This window comes from Streptomyces sp. NPDC001980 (assembly GCF_040296885.1).
Classification (GTDB): Bacteria; Actinomycetota; Actinomycetes; order Streptomycetales; family Streptomycetaceae; genus Streptomyces.
The window spans coordinates 1-17,285 of record NZ_JBEOYD010000043.1 but is presented as its reverse complement, the minus strand read 5'-3'; the positions used below and the strand labels follow the sequence as shown (position 1 = coordinate 17,285).

At 71.5% G+C, this 17,285-nt stretch carries 20 protein-coding genes; 9 read left to right on the top strand and 11 right to left on the bottom strand.

Translation table 11 applies throughout. The features are described from left to right. Nucleotides 1-243: 243 nt before the first annotated feature. Complete coding sequence (locus tag ABT137_RS41620) at nucleotides 244-828, bottom strand: hypothetical protein (protein WP_351717246.1); 585 nt, start codon at nucleotides 826-828, stop codon at nucleotides 244-246. 558 nt (nucleotides 829-1,386) lie between these two features. Here ABT137_RS41620 and ABT137_RS41615 point away from each other — a divergent pair. Further along, nucleotides 1,387-2,907, top strand: a complete 1,521-nt coding sequence (locus tag ABT137_RS41615; protein WP_351717244.1) for a glutamate-cysteine ligase family protein — start codon at nucleotides 1,387-1,389, stop codon at nucleotides 2,905-2,907. A 108-nt stretch (nucleotides 2,908-3,015) separates the two neighbouring features. Further along, complete coding sequence (locus tag ABT137_RS41610) at nucleotides 3,016-3,816, top strand: CPBP family intramembrane glutamic endopeptidase (RefSeq protein ID WP_502984657.1); 801 nt, start codon at nucleotides 3,016-3,018, stop codon at nucleotides 3,814-3,816. On the opposite strand, the gene ABT137_RS41605 is transcribed toward ABT137_RS41610, so the two are convergent. Continuing rightward, nucleotides 3,806-4,618: a PhzF family phenazine biosynthesis protein gene (locus ABT137_RS41605; protein WP_351717242.1), complete on the bottom strand. Its 813-nt coding sequence runs from the start codon at nucleotides 4,616-4,618 to the stop codon at nucleotides 3,806-3,808. The two genes, ABT137_RS41610 and ABT137_RS41605, sit on opposite strands and share 11 nt — an antisense overlap. A gap of 343 nt (nucleotides 4,619-4,961) precedes the next feature. Next, nucleotides 4,962-6,410 (bottom strand): argininosuccinate synthase, encoded by a 1,449-nt coding sequence (argG, locus tag ABT137_RS41600; protein ID WP_351717240.1) that lies wholly within the window; start codon nucleotides 6,408-6,410, stop codon nucleotides 4,962-4,964. Nucleotides 6,411-6,617: 207 nt separating this feature from the next. Here argG and ABT137_RS41595 point away from each other — a divergent pair, with 207 nt between their 5' ends. Then, the gene (locus ABT137_RS41595; protein WP_351717239.1) at nucleotides 6,618-7,253 is read left to right on the top strand and encodes a PadR family transcriptional regulator; all 636 of its coding nucleotides are present in this window, start codon (nucleotides 6,618-6,620) and stop codon (nucleotides 7,251-7,253) included. Between the two features lie 78 nt (nucleotides 7,254-7,331). Here the strand turns inward: ABT137_RS41595 and ABT137_RS41590 are convergent, their stop codons facing one another. Then, nucleotides 7,332-7,760 carry a type II toxin-antitoxin system Rv0910 family toxin gene (locus tag ABT137_RS41590; RefSeq protein ID WP_089105600.1) on the bottom strand — a complete coding sequence of 143 codons (429 nt, stop codon included), beginning with the start codon at nucleotides 7,758-7,760 and terminating at the stop codon, nucleotides 7,332-7,334. A gap of 134 nt (nucleotides 7,761-7,894) precedes the next feature. Next, nucleotides 7,895-8,086, bottom strand: coding sequence for a hypothetical protein (locus ABT137_RS41585; RefSeq protein WP_351717237.1), 192 nt, complete (start codon nucleotides 8,084-8,086; stop codon nucleotides 7,895-7,897). Nucleotides 8,087-8,286: 200 nt separating this feature from the next. Between ABT137_RS41585 and ABT137_RS41580 the strand changes: the two genes are divergently transcribed. Both ABT137_RS41580 and ABT137_RS41575 read left to right on the top strand, forming a co-directional pair. Continuing rightward, complete coding sequence (locus ABT137_RS41580; RefSeq protein ID WP_351717235.1) at nucleotides 8,287-8,892, top strand: Clp protease N-terminal domain-containing protein; 606 nt, start codon at nucleotides 8,287-8,289, stop codon at nucleotides 8,890-8,892. 46 nt (nucleotides 8,893-8,938) lie between these two features. Then, nucleotides 8,939-9,913, top strand: coding sequence for an EamA family transporter (locus ABT137_RS41575; RefSeq protein ID WP_351717233.1), 975 nt, complete (start codon nucleotides 8,939-8,941; stop codon nucleotides 9,911-9,913). Between the two features lie 134 nt (nucleotides 9,914-10,047). Here ABT137_RS41575 and ABT137_RS41570 read toward each other — a convergent pair whose 3' ends face one another. Next, nucleotides 10,048-10,737, bottom strand: a complete 690-nt coding sequence (locus ABT137_RS41570) for a pyridoxamine 5'-phosphate oxidase family protein (protein WP_351717232.1) — start codon at nucleotides 10,735-10,737, stop codon at nucleotides 10,048-10,050. 36 nt (nucleotides 10,738-10,773) lie between these two features. Here ABT137_RS41570 and ABT137_RS41565 point away from each other — a divergent pair, with 36 nt between their 5' ends. Further along, the gene (locus ABT137_RS41565; RefSeq protein ID WP_351717231.1) at nucleotides 10,774-12,102 is read left to right on the top strand and encodes an aminotransferase class I/II-fold pyridoxal phosphate-dependent enzyme; all 1,329 of its coding nucleotides are present in this window, start codon (nucleotides 10,774-10,776) and stop codon (nucleotides 12,100-12,102) included. A 151-nt stretch (nucleotides 12,103-12,253) separates the two neighbouring features. On the opposite strand, the gene ABT137_RS41560 is transcribed toward ABT137_RS41565, so the two are convergent. After that, the gene (locus tag ABT137_RS41560) at nucleotides 12,254-13,210 is read right to left on the bottom strand and encodes a DMT family transporter (protein WP_351717229.1); all 957 of its coding nucleotides are present in this window, start codon (nucleotides 13,208-13,210) and stop codon (nucleotides 12,254-12,256) included. Between the two features lie 74 nt (nucleotides 13,211-13,284). Here ABT137_RS41560 and ABT137_RS41555 point away from each other — a divergent pair, with 74 nt between their 5' ends. Next, nucleotides 13,285-14,187 carry a LysR family transcriptional regulator gene (locus ABT137_RS41555; RefSeq protein WP_351717227.1) on the top strand — a complete coding sequence of 301 codons (903 nt, stop codon included), beginning with the start codon at nucleotides 13,285-13,287 and terminating at the stop codon, nucleotides 14,185-14,187. Nucleotides 14,188-14,229: 42 nt separating this feature from the next. On the opposite strand, the gene ABT137_RS41550 is transcribed toward ABT137_RS41555, so the two are convergent. After that, nucleotides 14,230-14,697 (bottom strand): pyridoxamine 5'-phosphate oxidase family protein, encoded by a 468-nt coding sequence (locus ABT137_RS41550; RefSeq protein WP_351717225.1) that lies wholly within the window; start codon nucleotides 14,695-14,697, stop codon nucleotides 14,230-14,232. A gap of 81 nt (nucleotides 14,698-14,778) precedes the next feature. Between ABT137_RS41550 and ABT137_RS41545 the strand changes: the two genes are divergently transcribed. Further along, nucleotides 14,779-15,426 carry a cysteine hydrolase family protein gene (locus ABT137_RS41545; protein WP_351717224.1) on the top strand — a complete coding sequence of 216 codons (648 nt, stop codon included), beginning with the start codon at nucleotides 14,779-14,781 and terminating at the stop codon, nucleotides 15,424-15,426. A gap of 3 nt (nucleotides 15,427-15,429) precedes the next feature. Here the strand turns inward: ABT137_RS41545 and ABT137_RS41540 are convergent, their stop codons facing one another. Together ABT137_RS41540 and ABT137_RS41535 are read right to left on the bottom strand one after the other, a co-directional pair. Next, nucleotides 15,430-15,930, bottom strand: a complete 501-nt coding sequence (locus tag ABT137_RS41540) for a Rieske (2Fe-2S) protein (protein ID WP_351717222.1) — start codon at nucleotides 15,928-15,930, stop codon at nucleotides 15,430-15,432. A 183-nt stretch (nucleotides 15,931-16,113) separates the two neighbouring features. Further along, nucleotides 16,114-16,323 (bottom strand): hypothetical protein, encoded by a 210-nt coding sequence (locus ABT137_RS41535; protein ID WP_351717220.1) that lies wholly within the window; start codon nucleotides 16,321-16,323, stop codon nucleotides 16,114-16,116. A 50-nt stretch (nucleotides 16,324-16,373) separates the two neighbouring features. On the opposite strand from ABT137_RS41535, the gene ABT137_RS41530 reads away from it, so the two are divergent. Next, a complete protein-coding gene (locus tag ABT137_RS41530) occupies nucleotides 16,374-16,589 on the top strand; it encodes a VOC family protein (RefSeq protein WP_351717219.1) in 216 nt (71 codons plus the stop codon). A gap of 74 nt (nucleotides 16,590-16,663) precedes the next feature. On the opposite strand, the gene ABT137_RS41525 is transcribed toward ABT137_RS41530, so the two are convergent. Then, nucleotides 16,664-17,155 carry an MmyB family transcriptional regulator gene (locus ABT137_RS41525; protein WP_351717217.1) on the bottom strand — a complete coding sequence of 164 codons (492 nt, stop codon included), beginning with the start codon at nucleotides 17,153-17,155 and terminating at the stop codon, nucleotides 16,664-16,666. Nucleotides 17,156-17,285 lie beyond the last annotated feature (130 nt).

Genomic DNA, 17,285 nt, shown 5'->3' with positions numbered 1-17,285 from the left:
CCGCTTCTCACAGGTTGGAGACGCGTCACCCGCGCGGACGGTTCATCTCGACCGGGTTGCCGATTCGGATGGTTTCGCATGGCCGGATGGGGCTAGTCCGGACGGTGGACCATCGCGGGGCTAGGGCTATTACGGCTCTTAGGAGCGGTGAATTGCTCGTACGAGCGGAAGGAAAGGAAAACGCCCGTACACGCCCGTACCCCGCCACTTGTCCGGCAGTGGCGGGGTACGGCGGTGACGGCCTCAGGCGGGCGTGATGAGCAGGGGGGCCGGGGTGATCCGGTGGGTCAGCACCGGGAGCAGTTCGGCGACCAGGTGCGGCCGGTGGGCCGCGATACCGGGCGGGGCGGGTGCCAGCGGCACGAGCAGGTCGGTGGCGGCCGGGTGCCCCTCGGCGCCGTCCGCCGTGCAGTCGCCGTGCAGCCACAGGGTGAGCATGTAGAGGCCCGGAAGGGACAACAGGCGCGGCTGGTACGTCTGTTGCAGGGCCTCGGCCTGGTGGAGGGCGCGCTCGGTGGAGGTGATGTAGGGGCCCTCGAAGAAGTGCGAGAAGGCCCAGCCGTCCGGGGTGAGCATCGTGTCGGCCGCGGCCACCGCCCGGTCGCCGCAGCGGATCAGGAAGCGCCAGCCGGCCAGCCGGGTGGCGGACACGCCCTCCGGGGTGATCCGGTCCATGACGTGCACGGGAAGGGGGAGTTCGGGGGTCGCGGGTCCCTGGGCGGTGCGCAGGGAGGGGGTCCGGGCCTCGCGGACCGCGGTGGGGGAACCGAGGGCGGTGAGGACGGAACGCAGTGCGGGCGCGGGGGCAGGAGGGACTTGCAGCGGCATGGTGGGTCGCCTCTCATTCGACAGGCGCGGCGGCGCGAGGGCAGGGGCGGACGGCGCTGTCAGCTCACAGGAGGTCAGAGAGGCGGGGGCCCGGTTCGGTGACGAGAGGTGCGGGCGTTGCCTGCCGCACGTCGCTCAGGCGGCAGGAACCAGACCGTGGGCGCCAGCCTTCTGCCTTGTTCGCGGAGTTTATACGACGCCTGTTCAGATGGTGTTTCGCCGGGCTGTTTCAGAGAAGAGAGCAAGGCGCAATTCAGCCGTTGATTCGCGTGGAATCCTCCCGATTTCCAGCCCGTCGGAACCCCGCTGACCTCGGATTACGAGGCTGTCGCGGTCGGCCGGATGTCATCGGCGTTTTTCACGAGGGGTACGGGGAACCCGAAGTTGCGTGCGGCGTCATGCCTCGTGAATGTGCCGCGGGACACATTCCAACAGAGTAGCGGGTGGAGGTGGCGCGCGCGACGTTATCGATCGCTTCCGCTGGGCATCATCCCACCTGGACTCGGGACACCGCGGCGGCCGGAAGCCCGGCCCGCCCATTCGAGGAGGGACGCTTCGATGGGGGAGAAGGTCGTGGCGGGCCGGTTCGACCTGTCCGATCGCCGGCACTACCGCGAAAAGCTCCAGGACTGCCTGACGGGGCTGGAGCGGTTGCTGGTGGAGAAGCGGTTCGACCGCCCCAAGAACCTCATGGGCGTCGAGATCGAATTGAATCTGGCGGGTTCCGACGGCATGCCGAGAATGTTGAACGGACAGGTTCTGGAACGTATCGCGAGCCGTGATTTCCAAACAGAACTCGCCATGTTCAATCTGGAAGTGAACATAGCTCCACACCGGCTCGACGGCCGGGTTTTCGACCGGCTCGCGGAGGAACTCCGCACCTCTCTGGCGTACGCCGACCGCAAGGCGGGCGAGGTGGACGCCGGGATCGTGATGACCGGCATCCTGCCCACCCTGGAGCGGGACGACCTGGTCTCCGCGAACCTCTCCGAGGTGGACCGGTACACCCTGCTCAACGACCAGATCGTGGCCGCCCGGGGCGAGGACTTCCTGCTCGACATCGAGGGCGTCGAGCACCTCGTGTGCACGTCGAAGTCGATCGTCCCGGAGGCCGCCTGCACCTCCGTGCAGCTGCACCTCCAGGTCACCCCGGCCCGCTTCGCCGACGTGTGGAACGCGGCGCAGGCGGCGGTCGCCGCGCAGATCGCGGTGGGCGCGAACTCCCCGTTCCTCTTCGGCCACGAACTGTGGCGGGAGTCCCGCCCCCCGCTGTTCCTCCAGGCCACCGACACCCGCCCGCCCGAGCTCCAGGCACAGGGCGTGCGGCCGCGCACCTGGTTCGGCGAACGCTGGATCAGCTCGGCGTTCGAGCTGTTCGAGGAGAACCTGCGTTTCTTCCCGGCCCTCCTCCCGATCTGCGACGAGGAGGACCCGCTCGCCGTCCTCGACGCGGGCGGGGTGCCGAAGCTCGCGGAACTCGTCCTGCACAACGGCACGGTGTACCGCTGGAACCGGCCGGTCTACGGCATCGCCGACGGCGTCCCCCACCTGCGCGTCGAGAACCGTGTCCTGCCGGCCGGGCCCACCGTCACCGACGTCGTCGCCAACGCGGCGTTCTACTACGGCCTGGTCCGCGCCCTCGCGGAGGAGTCCCGCCCGGTGTGGACACGGCTGCCGTTCGCCGCGGCCGAGGCGAACTTCGACGCGGCGTGCCGCAACGGCATCGACGCGCGCCTGGTCTGGCCGAGGCGGGCGCGGTACGGCGGCGGTACGGCGGAGGTGGACGCGGTCACCCTGGTCCGCGACGAACTGCTGCCGCTGGCCGAGGCCGGGCTGGACGCGTGGGGGGTGGAGCCCGCCGACCGGGACTTCTACCTCGGCGTGATCGAGGAGCGGTGTCGCAGGCGGGTCAACGGGGCGTCCTGGCAGGCGGCGACGTTCCACCGGGCACGGGAGCAGGGGCTGCCGAGGGACGCGGCGCTGGCGGCGATGACGCGGCGCTATGCGGAGCTGATGAACGAGGGGGATCCGGTGCACACCTGGCCGGTGGGGTTATTGGAGCCGGTGCCGTTGGGGTGAGGGCGCTGTGGTGGGGGTCGGTCATGCCTGTTCCGGGTTGATCGGGCAAGCTGTGATGTCCCGTGGTGAAGACGGCCGTGGGGCGGGTTTGCTCGACTGGAGGCAGGAGTGCAGGTGGAGGCGGATCAGGTGGCCGGTGCTTATCCACTGGAGCGGCCCTCGCAGCGCATGTTCAGGGACGAGACGCTGCTCGTTCTGGGGCTTTCGCTCGGTGCGAGCGGAGTGTCCGCCCTGATCAGCTTCATCGGGTCGGTCACCAAACCGGGCGGCCTCAAGGACCAGGCGGCGACCCTCAACGCGTCGGCCGCGCCGGGCCGCCCCTGGCTGGATCTGGCCTGGCAGCTCTTCGGCATCGCGACGGCACTCGTCCCCGTCCTCCTCGTCGCCCACCTTCTTCTGCGCGAGGGCGCGAGCCTGCGCACGCTGGGCTTCGACCGCACCCGCCCCTGGTCCGACCTGGGGCGCGGCGCCGCGATCGCCTCGGTGATCGGCAGCGCCGGCATCGCCTTCTACCTGGCCGCACGCGGCCTCGGCTTCAACCTCACGGTGGTACCGGAGGCGTTGCCCGACGTGTGGTGGAAGTACCCCGTACTGATCCTCTCCGCGATGCAGAACGCGATCCTCGAAGAGGTCATCGTCGTCGGCTACCTGCTGCGCCGGCTCGACCAGTTGGGCTGGACCGCCGGCACGGCGCTGGTGGCCAGTTCCGTCCTGCGCGGCTCCTACCACCTCTACCAGGGGATCGGCGGCTTCGTCGGCAACATGGTGATGGGCGTGGTCTTCGTCTACCTGTACCGGCGGTGGGGCCGGGTCGGTCCCCTGGTGGTGGCGCACAGCCTGCTCGACATCGGCGCGTTCGTCGGCTACGCGCTGCTCGCCGGCAAGGTGGGCTGGCTGCCTACGGCGTGAGCAGTTCGCCGTCGATGACGGTGACCGCACGCCCGGTCAGCAGGGTGCGGTCACCGCGCAGCGAGGTCCGGACGAGTCCGGCCCGCCGGGAGGCCTGGAGCCCCGTCAGATCGTCCCTGCCGAGCCGCCCGGCCCAGTGCGGCGCAAGAGCGGTATGGGCACTCCCGGTCACCGGGTCCTCGTCGATCCCGACGTTCGGGAAGAAGCAGCGGGAGACGTAGTCGTACCCCTTGGCCGGGTCCTCGGCACGGGCGGTGGCGATGATCCCGCGCGCGGAGTGGGCGGCGAGGGCCTTGTGGTCGGGGGAGAGGCCGAGCACGGTCTTCTCGTCGGCGAGTTCGAGGAGCAGGTCGCCGATGTTCGGCCCGGTGTCGAAGCCGGCGACGGGTTCGGCGCCGAGCGCGCCGGCGACTCCGTCGCGTACGTCGACCCGGGTGAGCGGGGCGGTGGGAAAGTCGAGGGTGACCGACCCGTCCTCGCCCGGCGTCGCGACCAACACCCCACTCAGGCTCGCAAACCGCACGGGCCCCACGTGTGCCCCGGTGGTGTGCAGCACATGTGCGGTGGCCAGCGTGGCATGCCCGCACATCGCGACCTCCGTGACAGGCGTGAACCACCGCAACGCCCAGTCCGCGTCCCCGCCCTCGGGCAGCGGGTGCGCGAACGCGGTCTCGGCATGGTTCACCTCCATGGCGACGTTCTGCATCCACCCGTCGTCAGGAAAGGAATCAAGCAGCACGACCCCGGCCGGGTTCCCGGAGAAGGCCCGCTCGGCAAAGGCATCGACGATTCGAATCCGCATGCCCCAGACGCTAGAGCTTCCGCACCACGGCCGACCAAGGCCAATCCCGGAGCCCTGGCCCGATTTCCGGCGCGCGCAGCCAAATGGGGGGCCGGGGTGTCGCTTACCGGCGCTGGCCGGGTGCCGCTGCGCCCACCCGTGCCGCCCTGCGGCACGATTGCCCGCAGCTATGTGGCTGACGCGACTGCAGCGCCCCGTAAGGGGCGCGGGGAACTGCGCGAGCAACCACGACGGCGCCGCACCGGCCGCTCGACCGGTCGTAACCACGGCGCTGACGCCCAAGCGCCCCCGGCAAGACGAAAGGGCCGACTCGTCACCGAGTCGGCCCTCCTGAGCGGAACGCTCAGTCCGTGCCGAGTTCCATCGCCGCCCGGTCCAGCAGCTCGTCCGCGTCCGGCGTGGCCTCCCCGCGGGACGCGATCGCCTCGGCGCCGCCCTCCGGCATGCTGCCGATCAGACCGGTCGCCGCCGCCTGCGCCGCACCGATCGCCGGGTTGGCGGAGCCGATCAGGCCCAGCCCCGCGTACTGCTCCAGCTTCGCGCGGGAGTCGGCGATGTCGAGGTTGCGCATGGTCAGCTGGCCGATCCGGTCCACCGGACCGAACGCCGCGTCCTCGGTGCGCTCCATCGACAGCTTGTCGGGGTGGTAGCTGAACGCCGGCCCCGTCGTGTCGAGGATCGAGTAGTCCTCGCCGCGCCGCAGCCGCAGCGTCACCTCACCGGTGACGGCCGCGCCGACCCACCGCTGCAGCGACTCCCGGATCATCAGCGCCTGCGGGTCCAGCCACCGGCCCTCGTACATGAGCCGCCCGAGCCGCCGGCCCTCGTTGTGGTACTGCGCGACTGTGTCCTCGTTGTGGATCGCGTTGACCAGCCGCTCGTAGGCGGCGTGCAGCAGCGCCATGCCCGGCGCCTCGTAGATGCCCCGGCTCTTGGCCTCGATGATCCGGTTCTCGATCTGGTCGGACATGCCGAGCCCGTGCCGGCCGCCGATCGCGTTGGCCTCCATGACCAGTTCGACGGCGGTCTCGAACTCCTTGCCGTTGACGGTCACCGGACGGCCCTGGTCGAAGCCGATCGTCACGTCCTCGGGCAGGATCTCGACCTCGGGGTCCCAGAACCGCACGCCCATGATCGGCTCGACGGTCTCGATGCCGTTGTCCAGGTGCTCCAGGGTCTTCGCCTCGTGCGTGGCGCCCCAGATGTTGGCGTCGGTGGAGTACGCCTTCTCGGTGCTGTCCCGGTACGGCAGCCCGTGGGCCACCAGCCACTCGGACATCTCCTTGCGGCCGCCGAGCTCGGTCACGAAGTCCGCGTCCAGCCAGGGCTTGTAGATCCGCAGGTGCGGGTTGGCGAGCAGGCCGTACCGGTAGAACCGCTCGATGTCGTTGCCCTTGAAGGTCGACCCGTCGCCCCAGATCTGGACGTCGTCCTCCAGCATGGCCCGCACCAGCAGCGTGCCGGTGACGGCACGGCCGAGCGGGGTGGTGTTGAAGTACGCCCGCCCGCCCGAGCGGATGTGGAACGCGCCGCAGGTGAGCGCGGCGAGGCCCTCCTCGACCAGCGCGGCCCGGCAGTCGACCAGGCGCGCGATCTCGGCGCCGTAGGTGTGCGCACGGCCGGGCACCGAGGCGATGTCGGGCTCGTCGTACTGGCCGATGTCGGCGGTGTAGGTGCACGGGACGGCGCCCTTGTCGCGCATCCACGCGACCGCGACCGAGGTGTCGAGCCCGCCGGAGAAGGCGATGCCGACGCGCTCGCCGGCGGGAAGGGAGGTGAGGACCTTGGACATAGGAAGATTATGCATGAGACCGCATGGTCATGCAACGCCCCTGTTGGGCACGTCTCGGACGGTGGGGGCCGTGCGGACATCCTGACCCCGCCCGGCGGGAGCTGCTGGGGAGAGGCTTGTCATCCGAACGCTTCCGATATATCGTCGAGGCATCGCGAAAGATACGCGACAGATCAACGATGGATAACGATGGATGGAGTGATTGCTATGCGTTCCCACGGATTCGAGCGTGGACATGGTCAGGGCGGCCCTCACCCGCACGGGCGGGGCGGCTTCGGTGGACGTGACGGTCGTCGTGCGGCGTTCGGGCCCTTCGGCCCGGGTGGCCCGGGCTTCGGTCCCGGCGGGCCCGGTTTCGGACCGGGCCACTGGGGGCCGCGAGGGCGCGGTGGTCCCAGGGGAAGGGCGCGGCGCGGTGACGTACGGGCCTCGATCCTGGCCCTGCTCAAGGACCGCCCGATGCACGGTTACGAGATGATCCAGGAGATCGCCGAGCGCAGCGGCGGCGCGTGGAAGCCCAGCCCCGGCTCGGTCTACCCCACCCTCCAGCTGCTGGAGGACGAGGGTCTGATCGCCAGCGAGAGCGAGGGCGGCAAGAAGCTGTTCTCCCTCACCGACAGCGGCCGCACCGCGGCCGACGAGGGCCCCGACGCCCCCTGGGAAGAGGCTTCCCGCGGGGTCGACTTCGAGGCCCTGAGCGAGATCCGCCAGGCCGGCTTCGGTCTGATGGAGGCCTTCGGGCAGGTCTGGAAGACCGGCAGCAAGGAGCAGCGCGAGAAGGCGCTGGCCGTCATCAACGAGACCCGTAAGAAGCTGTACCTCATCCTCGCCGACGAGGACTGACCCTCGGGCGTGAGATGAGACCCGGCGCGCCCCGCGTAATGATCCGCGGGGCGCGCTTCCGTGTCCGCCGGACAGCCCCTAGGCCACCAGACCGCCCAGCTTGCGCAGCGACTCGTTGAGGGCCGCCGTCGCCGAGTCCTTGAGCTTGCCCGCCATCAGCGACACGGCAGCGCCGGTGAACTCGCCGTCGATCCGCACCCCCGTCGCGTCCCCGTCCGGGGTCAGCGTGTAGCGCGTGGCGACGGTCACCGCCATCGGGCCCTTGCCGCGGATCGCCAGCACCCGGGCCGGCTCCAGTTCCTCGATGGTCCACTCGACCTCCGCCGGGAAGCCCATCAGCTTCATGTTCTCCTGGAAGGTGCCGCCCACCGCCAGGGTCTCGGGGCCGCCCTTGGGAAAGTTGGTGTGGGTAGCGTTCCACTCGCCGTACGCCGACCAGTCGGTGAGCTGTGCCCACACCTTCTCGGCCGGTGCCTGGATGCGTGCCTCCGCGCTGACTTCGGCCATCGGGCCACCCCTTCGTGTCGGGCTACGGTGTCGCGGAACGTAGCCGCAGGGCCTCGAACATTCAATACTGATGAACCGTCAGGAAATGTGCGGATCCCGCGCCGCCCCCTCGACGGCCGGTCCCGCCCGGCCGCTCAGCCGACCCGCCGTATCAGCGCCGCGTCGAACAGGTCCCATGCGCGTGGGAACGCGCTCTCGTCGTGGCAGTGCCAGGCGTCCCAGAACAGGTCCGCGGGCAGTGCGTCGGCCGGGGCGTAGACCCGGTACACGTACTGCCTGCCGTCGACCGCCGGCAGGGCGACCAGCCAGCAGCACCCGCTCTCCACGTCAGGGGGAGACGTGCGGCGGGTGCGCGGCGGTTGCGTGTGGGGCGCGCGGCAAGGCGGCGCGCGCTCCGGTGGCCGGAATCAGCCTGATCTCATCCGCAAGGAGGAGATTCCGGCCATCCGCGTCCACTCTGCGTGGGACGCGAAAATGCTTCCCCCCGCCGATGACTCAGGTCTCTGGGATTGATGAGGTAGGGGGTGTGCAACCCCGTATTCCCCGCCAGCCCGTCCAGGACCAGGGCAGTATCCACGCGGACGACGCTGCCGGGCTCGGTGCCGAGCCGGCAGCGGTGGTCGCCGGTGCCCGCCGCCGGGCCGTGCGGGACGGGGACCGTCAGGTCGACACCGCCCATCTGCTGCACTCGCTGATCGAGTACGACCCCGAGGTGCGCGCCGCCCTCGGCGACGCCCCGCAACTCGCCCGCCTGCTCGGCTACCTCGTGCAGCGCAGCATCGGCTACGGCCTGCGCTGGCAGAGCGGGATCGAGGACTCCGGAGCGCTGCCCGCCCTTCCGCACGCCGGGCGGAGAGCCGAGGGCAGGGGTGACGGCGCCTGGTCGCCGGTGGCCGCGGCCGCCCTGGAGTACGCCCGCAGCCGCGCCCGGCGCCGCGGCGCGGCCCACCCCGACGGCATCGACCTGCTCGCGGGCCTGGTCCTCGACCCGGAGTCCCGGGCCGTGGAGGTACTGGAGCGGGCCGGGGTGGCCGCCCGCGAGCTGGCCGTGCGGATAGACGGCGACGGGGCGGTGGGGCCGGTCGGCGTGGTCCGGGACGCCGAGGCGGAGCGCCGCACGTCCGGCCGTTGAGACAGGTGCCATCGAGGGTGACGCTCATGTCGCCTGCTGGCATCATGTGCCGGTGCACACCACTGACAGCAGTCATGGAAAGGGCCTCGGGCTCTCCCTCGCCCTCGGGTCGGCGCTCGCCTTCGGCGGCTCCGGCGTCGCGGCCAAGCCCCTGATCGAGGCCGGGCTCGCGCCGCTGCACGTGGTGTGGCTGCGGGTGGCGGGCGCCGCGTTGGTGATGCTTCCGCTCGCCGTCCGCCACCGCGACCTGCCGCGCCGGCGGCCGGCGCTGCTCGCCGGGTTCGGCCTGCTCGCCGTGGCCGGCGTCCAGGCCTGCTACTTCGCCGCCATCTCCCGGATACCCGTGGGAGTGGCGCTGCTCGTGGAGTACCTCGCTCCCGCGCTGGTGCTCGGCTGGGTCCGGTTCGTGCAGCGGCGGCCGGTCACCCGCGCCGCCGCGCTCGGTGTCGTCCTCGCGGCGGGCGGCCTCGCGTGTGTGGTGGAGGTGTGGTCGGGGCTGCGGTTCGACGCGCTGGGGCTGGCGCTGGCGCTGGCGGCGGCCTGCTGCCAGGTGGGGTACTTCGTGCTCGCCGACCACGGCGGGGGCGAGGGGGTGGATCCGCTGGGGGTGATCGCCTACGGGCTGCTGGTCGGGGCGGGCCTGCTCACCGTGGTGGCCCGGCCGTGGGAGATGGACTGGTCGGTGCTGGGCGGCTCCGCGCGGATGAACGGGGCGGCCGTGCCGGCGGTGGTCCTGCTGGGGTGGATCGTGCTGGTCGCGACGGTCGTCGCGTACGTCACGGGTGTGGTGTCGGTACGCCGGTTGTCCCCGCAGGTGGCGGGGGTGGTGGCCTGCCTGGAGGCGGTGGTGGCGACCGTGCTGGCGTGGGTGCTGCTGGGGGAGCGGCTGGGTGCGCCGCAGGTGGTGGGTGGGGTTGTTGTACTGGCCGGGGCCTTCATCGCGCAGTCCGCCACGCCTGCCAAGGGCTCCGCCGAGCCCTTGGCGCGTGGTGAGGGTGTTGTGCGGGAGCCGGCCGTCTGAGCGTTGCCGGCCACCGGTCGGTGGTGGCCGACCGCTCCCCCGAGTTCTCGGCTTCGCTCGAACCCGGGGGGATCCCCATCGCGGCGGAGCCCCACATCGGATACGGCCCCGCGCTCCCTAGGGGGCGCTGCCCATCAGCGGGTCTTCAGGTACTGCGGCACCGGAACGTCCGCCGCCAGGTCACCGTTCGCGACCGGAGCCTCGTACCCCTTCCGCAGCGGCAGCACGCCCGCCCAGTGGGGGAGGTCCATGTCCTCCGGCTCGTCGTTCGCGCCGCCCGTGCGGGTCTTGGCGGAGACCTCGTTCAGGTCGAGGCGGATCACCGCGGTCGCGGCCAGCTCCTTCTTGTTGCCGGGGCGGGAGTCGGCGGCCCGGCCCGGCACCACGTGGTCGACCAGGGCGTCCAGCGCGCGGGCCTTCTCCTCGGGGTCGGTGACCTGGCGGGCGATGCCGTGCACCACCACGGAGCGGTAGTTGACCGAGTGGTGGAAGGCGGATCGCGCCAGCACGAGGCCGTCGACATGGGTGACCGTCACGCACACCGTGAGTCCGGGGTCGGCCTGGCCGGTCATCCGCAGCGGACGCGAGCCCGTCGAGCCGTGCAGGTACAGGACCTCGCCGACCCGGCCGTACAGCGTCGGCAGCACCACCGGCGCGCCGTCGCGCACGAAGCCGAGGTGACAGAGGTAGCCCTCGTCGAGGATCGCGTGCACCAGTTCCCTGTCGTACGACGCCCGCTCGGCGGAGCGGGTGGGAACGGTGCGGTCGGTCTTCGCGTAGGCGGCGGGCTGGGCCGGGACCGTCCCCTGTACGGCTGTCTCCATTGCGAATCTCCATTGCACTAGTGCATAATGTCGTTTGTGCTAGGAGAATATCCGATCGAAGGGCGCGGCGCAGCAGAGATTGCGGCCAGCGTCGAGCGCGCGGTGGGTTCCGGGGAGTTGGAGCCGGGGCAACTGCTGCCCCCGATGCGGGAGTTGGCGAGCAGGCTCGGGGTGAATCCCAATACGGTCGCGGCCGCGTACCGCACCCTGCGCGAGCGCGGGGTCATCGAGACCGCCGGCCGGCGGGGCAGCCGGGTCCGGCCGAAGCCGGCCACCACCGGGCGGGACCAGCTTCCCGACGTCCCGGCCGGGGTGCGCGACCTGTCCTCCGGCAACCCCGACCCCGTACTGCTCCCCGCCCTCGCGCCGGTCCTGGCGGCGGTGGCGGCCGAGTGCGACCGCGACCCGGTCCTCTACGGCGCCGACCCCGTCGAGCCGGAGCTGGAGCGGATGGCCCGCGCCGAACTGGCCGCCGACGGTGTGCCCGACGGGCCGCTCACCGTCACCTCGGGCTCCCTGGACGCCGCCGAACGCGTCCTGCTGGCGCACCTCAAGCCCGGCGACCCGGTCGCCGTCGAGGATCCCGGCTGGGGCCGCACGCTCGACCTGATCCCCGCGCTGGGGCTGCGCACCGTCCCGGTGGCCGTCGACGACGAGGGGCCGCGTCCCGACGCCCTGCGCCGGGCCCTGGAGTCCGGAGCGCGCGCCCTGATCGTCACGGCCCGGGCGCACAACCCCACCGGCGCCGCGGTCAGCGCCGCACGCGCGCGTGCCCTGCGGGCCGTCCTGCGCGCACACCCGCACACCCTGCTGATCGAGGACGACCACGGCCACGGCATCGTCGACCTCCCCCTGCACCCCCTGGCAGGCGTCACCCGCCACTGGGCGTTCGTCCGCTCGGTCGCCAAGGCCTACGGCCCCGACCTGCGCCTCGCCACCCTGACCGGCGACGAGGTGACGGTCGACCGGGTGCGGGGGCGCCAGCGTCTGGGCCCGGGCTGGGTGAGCCGCCTGCTGCAGCGCACGGTGGTCCGGATGTGGGCCGACGGCGCGGTGAACGGCCCGGAGGTGGCGGCGGCGTACCGGGCCCGCCGTGACCTCCTCGTCGACGCGCTCGCGGACCACGGCGTCGAGGCGCACGGCCGCAGCGGCATGAACGTCTGGGTCCCGGTTCCGGACGAGACCGGCGCGGTGTCCCGGCTGCTGCACGAGGGCTGGGCGGTGGCCCCGGGCGCCCGCTACCGCCTGGCGACCCCGCCGGGCATCCGCGTCACCGTCTCGACACTGACACCGGAGGAGGCCGGTCCGCTGGCGGCGGCGGTGGCGAGGGCGGTGACACCGGCGAAGGGCCGCGTCCAGGCCTAGGGCGCCTGACCGGGGGTGCACTATGCGGGGCAGCGCCCCGAAGGGGGCGCTGGGGGTACCCCCGGCCGAAGGCTGGGGGAGGAACTGCGCGACCAGCCACGATGGCGCCGCAGTCGGCATACGGCATATCGCGGCACTTCCAGCGGAGCGCTCAGCCGCGGCCCGCGCCCTCCCGGGGGCGTGGCTTCATCTGGGTGAGCGCGGCTCCTGCGAGGACGATCACCGCGCCCACCGGCGTGCTCCACCGCAGCGACTCGCCCAGCACCGCGACCCCCGCCGCGGCGGCGATGACCGGGATGAAGTACGTGACCATCTGGGCGGTGGTCGGCCCCACCTCCGCCACCAGCCCGTACTGGACGAGCACCGCCAGCCCCGTCCCCAGCGCGCCAAGGGCGGCGACCGCCAGCAACGGGACCAGCGCGAAGTGCGCCGGGAAGGACGTGAACAACGGTGTCACCACGGCCAGTTGCACCGTCGCCAGCAACAGCTGCGCCCCGGTCATCGCCAGGTGCGGGTCACCCGTCCCGGCCAGCGTCCGCCGGACGTAGATCCATCCGATCGGATAGCTCAGCGAGGCCAGCAACGCCATGGCGGTCCCCGTGACGTCCAGGCCGTGGAAGCCCTCCCAGGCCCCCAGTACCGTCAGCACACCGATGAATCCCAGGCCGAGCCCGGCGAACCGGACCCTCGTCGGCCGGTCCTCCGACAGGGCCACCAGCGACAGCACCATCCCCCACAGCGGCGAGGTCGCGTTGCAGATCCCGGCCAGGGTGGACGGGATCGTCAGCTCCGCGTAGGCGAAGAGGGAGAACGGCAGCGCGTTGAGCAGGAACGCGGCGACCGCAAGGTGCCCCCAGGTGCGGGCCCCGCGCGGCAGCCGCTGCCGCTTCACGGCCATCGCCGCCGCAAGGACCGCCGTGCCGAACACCAGCCTGCCCAGGGTGACCTGGAACGGTGCGTAGCCCTCCGTCCCCACCTTGATGAAGAGGAAGCTGAAGCCCCAGATCAGCGAGAGGGCGCCGAAGCGCAGGCGCCAGTCGAGGCGGGGGCGGGAGGGGCCGGCGGCAAGCGCCGGCTCGCTGGTCGCGGCGGTGGTCACGGTGCTCATGCCCTCCACGATGCGGGAAGCGACCTCGTAGCACAATCGAGACTTCTCGCCGGGTACCTCTTAGAATCGCTAACATGTTGAACCTGGAGCGCCTGCGCACCCTCGACGCCCTCGCCCGGCACGGCTCGGTCAGCGGCGCCGCCGAGGCCCTGCACGTCACGACGTCGGCCGTGTCGCAGCAGATGGGCAAGCTGGAACGCGAGGTGGACCAGCAGCTCCTCGCCAAGAACGGCCGGGGCATCCGGCTCACCGACGCCGGGCGGCTGCTCGCCGAGCACGCGGCCCGGATCCTCTCCCAGGTCGAGCTGGCCCAGTCCGACCTGGAGGCACACCGGGGCCAGGTCGTCGGCGAGCTCCGGCTGTCCGCGTTCCCGACGGCCGCCCGCGGCCTGTTCCCGACCGCACTGGCCGCCCTGCGCGCCCGGCACCCGGCGCTGCGGGTCCGCTCCAGCGAACTGGAACCGGAGAACGGCATCGCCGGGGTCGTCCGCGGCGACCTCGACCTCGCCGTCGTCCTGGACTGGTACAACAAGCCGATGCCCGTTCCCGACGGGCTGGTCAAGGCACCCCTGCTGGACGACCCCGCCGAGGTGGCGCTGCCGGTCGGGCACCGGCTCGCCGACCGCGAGGAGGTGGATCTGGGGGAGTTCGCCGAGGACGAGTGGATCACCTGGGGCGAGGGCGAGTTCTGCCACGAATGGCTGATGTTCACGCTGCGCTCGCGCGGCATCGAGCCCATCGTCGGACACCGCGCGGCCGAGACGCACACCCAACTCAACCTGGTCGCCGCCGGGCTGGGCGTCTGCATCGCCCCGCTGCTGGGCCGGCACCCGGTGCCGGACGGCGTGGTCATGGTGCCGCTGAAGCAGCGGGTGCGCCGCCATGTGTACGTCGTCTGGCGGGCCGACGCCGACCGCCGCCCCTCGATCCGGGCGGCGGTGCAGGCGCTGCGCGGCGCGGCCGAGGCGATCGCCTGAGCCCGCTGCCCGCCTGTTGAACGACCTTGCCCGTGAACTTCCTTACGCCGAGCCCAGCTTGCGGAAGTCCCAGGAGGCGATCTTCGTCGGGGTGAGCCGGGCCCAGGCGTGCCGGCCGTCGTGCGGCATCTCGTCCAGGCCGAAGTTCTTGCGGGCGAACACCGTCTCGATGTAGTCGAGTTCGGCGACCAGTTCGCCGGTGCGCGGGACCTCGCCCACGAACTCGACGGTTCCTCTCAGCTCGACGCCGCGCAACTGGTCGTACTCCTCACCGGAGTCGACCACGACCGCCACCCGCGGATCGCGGCTGAGGTCCTTCCAGCGCTGGCTGCGCACCACCGAGTAGAGCCACAGGGACGTGCCGTCCCAGGCGAACCACAGGGCACTGACATGCGGGGCGCCGGACGCCGAGACGGTCGCGACCCGGCAGGTGCGCTGTGTGGTGAGGAACTCGTCCAGCTCACCGGGCGTCATCATGATCTTCCGGCCCCGGCGCTGAGTGACGGTCATACGGCCCCCTCGTCTCTTCTTCCGTTCCCGCGCGATGGCGGTTAGTGTCACCCGCCCCGCACCAAGGTGGAAGGGGGCGTCATGCCGTCGTCGTACGAACGGCTCGCGGAACTCCTCGACCCCGTGAGCACCGTGCTGCTCACCGTCGAGTGCCAGCAGGGCGTGGTGGGTCCGGACAGCGCGCTGCCCGAACTCGCCCGTGAGGCACGGACGTCGGGGGCTCTCAACAACATCGCCCGCCTGGTCGGCGCAGCGCACGACACCGGCGTCCAGGTGATCCATGCGATCGCCGAACGCCGCCCGGACGGCCGCGGCGCGAACCGCAACGCCCGCCTGTTCCGCGCCGCCGAACGGCTGCCCGTCCAGCAGCTCTCCGGCACCGCGGCGGTCCGCGTCGCGCCCCCCATCGAGGTCTCGGAGGAGGACCTCGTCGTACGACGGCTGCACGGCCTGTCGCCGATCCAGGGCACCGACGTCGACCCGCTGCTGCGCAACCTCGGCTGCCGCACCCTGGTCGTCACCGGTGTCTCGGCCAACGTGGCCGTTCCCAATGCCGTGTTCGACGCGGTCAACCGGGGCTACACGGTCGTCGTCCCGGCCGACGCCATCGCGGGAGTGCCCTCCGAGTACACCCCCGCGATGGTCCGCAACACCCTCGCGTTGGTCGCCACGGTCGCGACCACGGACGAGGTGCTCGGCTGCCTCAAACAACCGCGCCGGCGGTCCTGAGGATCAGGCCAGCGATATCTGGTCGCCGGCGACCGTGATGTTCGCGGCCGTCAGACCCGTGGTCGCCGGGCCCTGCTTCACGCTGCCGTCCGCGATGGCGAACTTGCTGCCGTGACAGGGGCAGACGATCTCGCCGGCGGCGACGCTGGTCACCGCGCAGCCGGCGTGCGGGCACTTCGTCGAGAACGCCTTGTACGTGCCGGACGTCGGCTGGGTGACGACCACGGCCTGGTCCTTGTAGATCGTGCCGCCGCCCTCGGGGATGTCCGTGGTCTTGGCGAGCGCCGTGCCACCGGCCGCGGCCGTCGAGCCGCCGGCCGAGCCGTTGCTGTCCTGGGTGGTGGAGCCACCGCCCGCGTTGCCGTTCGTGGTGGTCGTGCTCGACGAGTCGTCGTCCGACGACCCGCAGGCGGTCAGCGCGGCGGCGAGCCCTGCCGCTCCGGCCGCCACCATCACGGTGCGGCGGGCCGGGTTGGCCGAGGGGTTGAGCGGTGCGCTGGTCATGTGAGGGGTTCCCTTCCGCGGAGCTTCTCGTTGATCCGTCCAGGGGTACGGTCTTCGGGCACCACCTGTTCAGACGGCATCCAGATAGTGACCACCTGGACATGAGGCTTCGGTAAAACGGCGCTGTCGGTTCGCTGTCGGTCTTGACCTGCGCCGGAGCGGGACCGGCGACCCCCGGCGCCGTCAGGCCGGACAGGCCGGGCGGAAGGGCACCGTGACCTGGCCCGCCGGGGAAGGCGGGTCCTCGAAGCGGCTGAGGTCGCGGTCGAAGACGCGGCCCACCGAGTTGCCGGCGACGTCCTCCAGCGCGGGGTCCACCCGGAGCAGATGCGGAGTCCCGCGCCAGGGTCGGCGCGGAGTCAGCTCCCAGGATTCCTCGCCGGCTCCGGTCACGGCGGTACCACGAGGCCGCTGTTCTGGAATTCCCGGCCGTCAAGGTCGCGGTGGTCGGGCCCTTCCTGCTGATGGAGGGCGACGCGAAGCTCCGGCGCGCCGCGACCCTGCACGTCAACGACCTGGACGCCGCCGTCGGGGCGTTCGTCGGCGCGGGCGGCGAGGTGGTCGACGGGCCCGCCAGGTCCGGCGGCGGCACCCGCACGATCGTGCGGGACCGCGACGGGAACGTCTTCGAATGCTTCCGGAGCGACTCCGTCGAATAAGCCATGGAGTCTCATAGATCACGGAGTCGAATGGGCCGCGGCGGGGCCGAAATGTGGCAGTGGGCGGGTTTCCGTTACTCGGAGCCGTCTTCCTGGACAGGCAGGAAGACTATGAGGGAAAGCTTTTCGTCATGGGCGTCCGCCAGTTGCAGATAGTCCAGGTCGACACGGCCGAGCCGTGGGTGCCGTAGCTCCTTCCGGGCGGAGGTGAATCCGCTGACGCTCCGCTCGTCCCACAGCGCGCGGAACGCGTCGGAGGAGTCCAGCAGCGACTCCAGCAGTGCGGGGCCGCGCGGATCGTCGGGATACCGGGCGAGGGCAACCCGCAACTGGCCGGCGAGGGAGCGCGCCTCGCTGAGCCAGTCGACGAACAGTCCCGAACCCCGAGACTCGGTGAAGGTGATCCAGAGGATGTTGCGCTCGTCCGCCGCGCGCTGGTCGAGGCCACCGAGCAACTCGGCGTACGCGTCGTTGTACGCCAGCAGGTCCCACCACGGGTTCATCACGTAGGCGGGCTTGGGGGACAGTTCCCGCACCAGCCGTTCCAGCAGGGGATCCACCTTCACGGGCCCCGGACCTGCGGGCGGCGGCACCAGAGCGGCCTGAAGAAGTGATGGAGCATGCAAACAGTGTACCAGAAACGATTTCAGAAGAAGATTTAAAAGATCGTCGTGATCTGCGTGACCAAATGATCGT

Bases quoted from the DNA above. Each gene is read 5' to 3' on its own strand.
- ABT137_RS41620 (WP_351717246.1), bottom strand. From the start codon at position 828: ATGCCGCTGCAAGTCCCTCCTGCCCCCGCGCCCGCACTGCGTTCCGTC.
- ABT137_RS41615 (WP_351717244.1), top strand. From the start codon at position 1,387: ATGGGGGAGAAGGTCGTGGCGGGCCGGTTCGACCTGTCCGATCGCCGG.
- ABT137_RS41605 (WP_351717242.1), bottom strand. From the start codon at position 4,618: ATGCGGATTCGAATCGTCGATGCCTTTGCCGAGCGGGCCTTCTCCGGG.
- argG (WP_351717240.1), bottom strand. From the start codon at position 6,410: ATGTCCAAGGTCCTCACCTCCCTTCCCGCCGGCGAGCGCGTCGGCATC.
- ABT137_RS41595 (WP_351717239.1), top strand. From the start codon at position 6,618: ATGCGTTCCCACGGATTCGAGCGTGGACATGGTCAGGGCGGCCCTCAC.
- ABT137_RS41590 (WP_089105600.1), bottom strand. From the start codon at position 7,760: ATGGCCGAAGTCAGCGCGGAGGCACGCATCCAGGCACCGGCCGAGAAG.
- ABT137_RS41570 (WP_351717232.1), bottom strand. From the start codon at position 10,737: ATGGAGACAGCCGTACAGGGGACGGTCCCGGCCCAGCCCGCCGCCTAC.
- ABT137_RS41560 (WP_351717229.1), bottom strand. From the start codon at position 13,210: ATGAGCACCGTGACCACCGCCGCGACCAGCGAGCCGGCGCTTGCCGCC.
- ABT137_RS41555 (WP_351717227.1), top strand. From the start codon at position 13,285: ATGTTGAACCTGGAGCGCCTGCGCACCCTCGACGCCCTCGCCCGGCAC.
- ABT137_RS41550 (WP_351717225.1), bottom strand. From the start codon at position 14,697: ATGACCGTCACTCAGCGCCGGGGCCGGAAGATCATGATGACGCCCGGT.
- ABT137_RS41545 (WP_351717224.1), top strand. From the start codon at position 14,779: ATGCCGTCGTCGTACGAACGGCTCGCGGAACTCCTCGACCCCGTGAGC.
- ABT137_RS41540 (WP_351717222.1), bottom strand. From the start codon at position 15,930: ATGACCAGCGCACCGCTCAACCCCTCGGCCAACCCGGCCCGCCGCACC.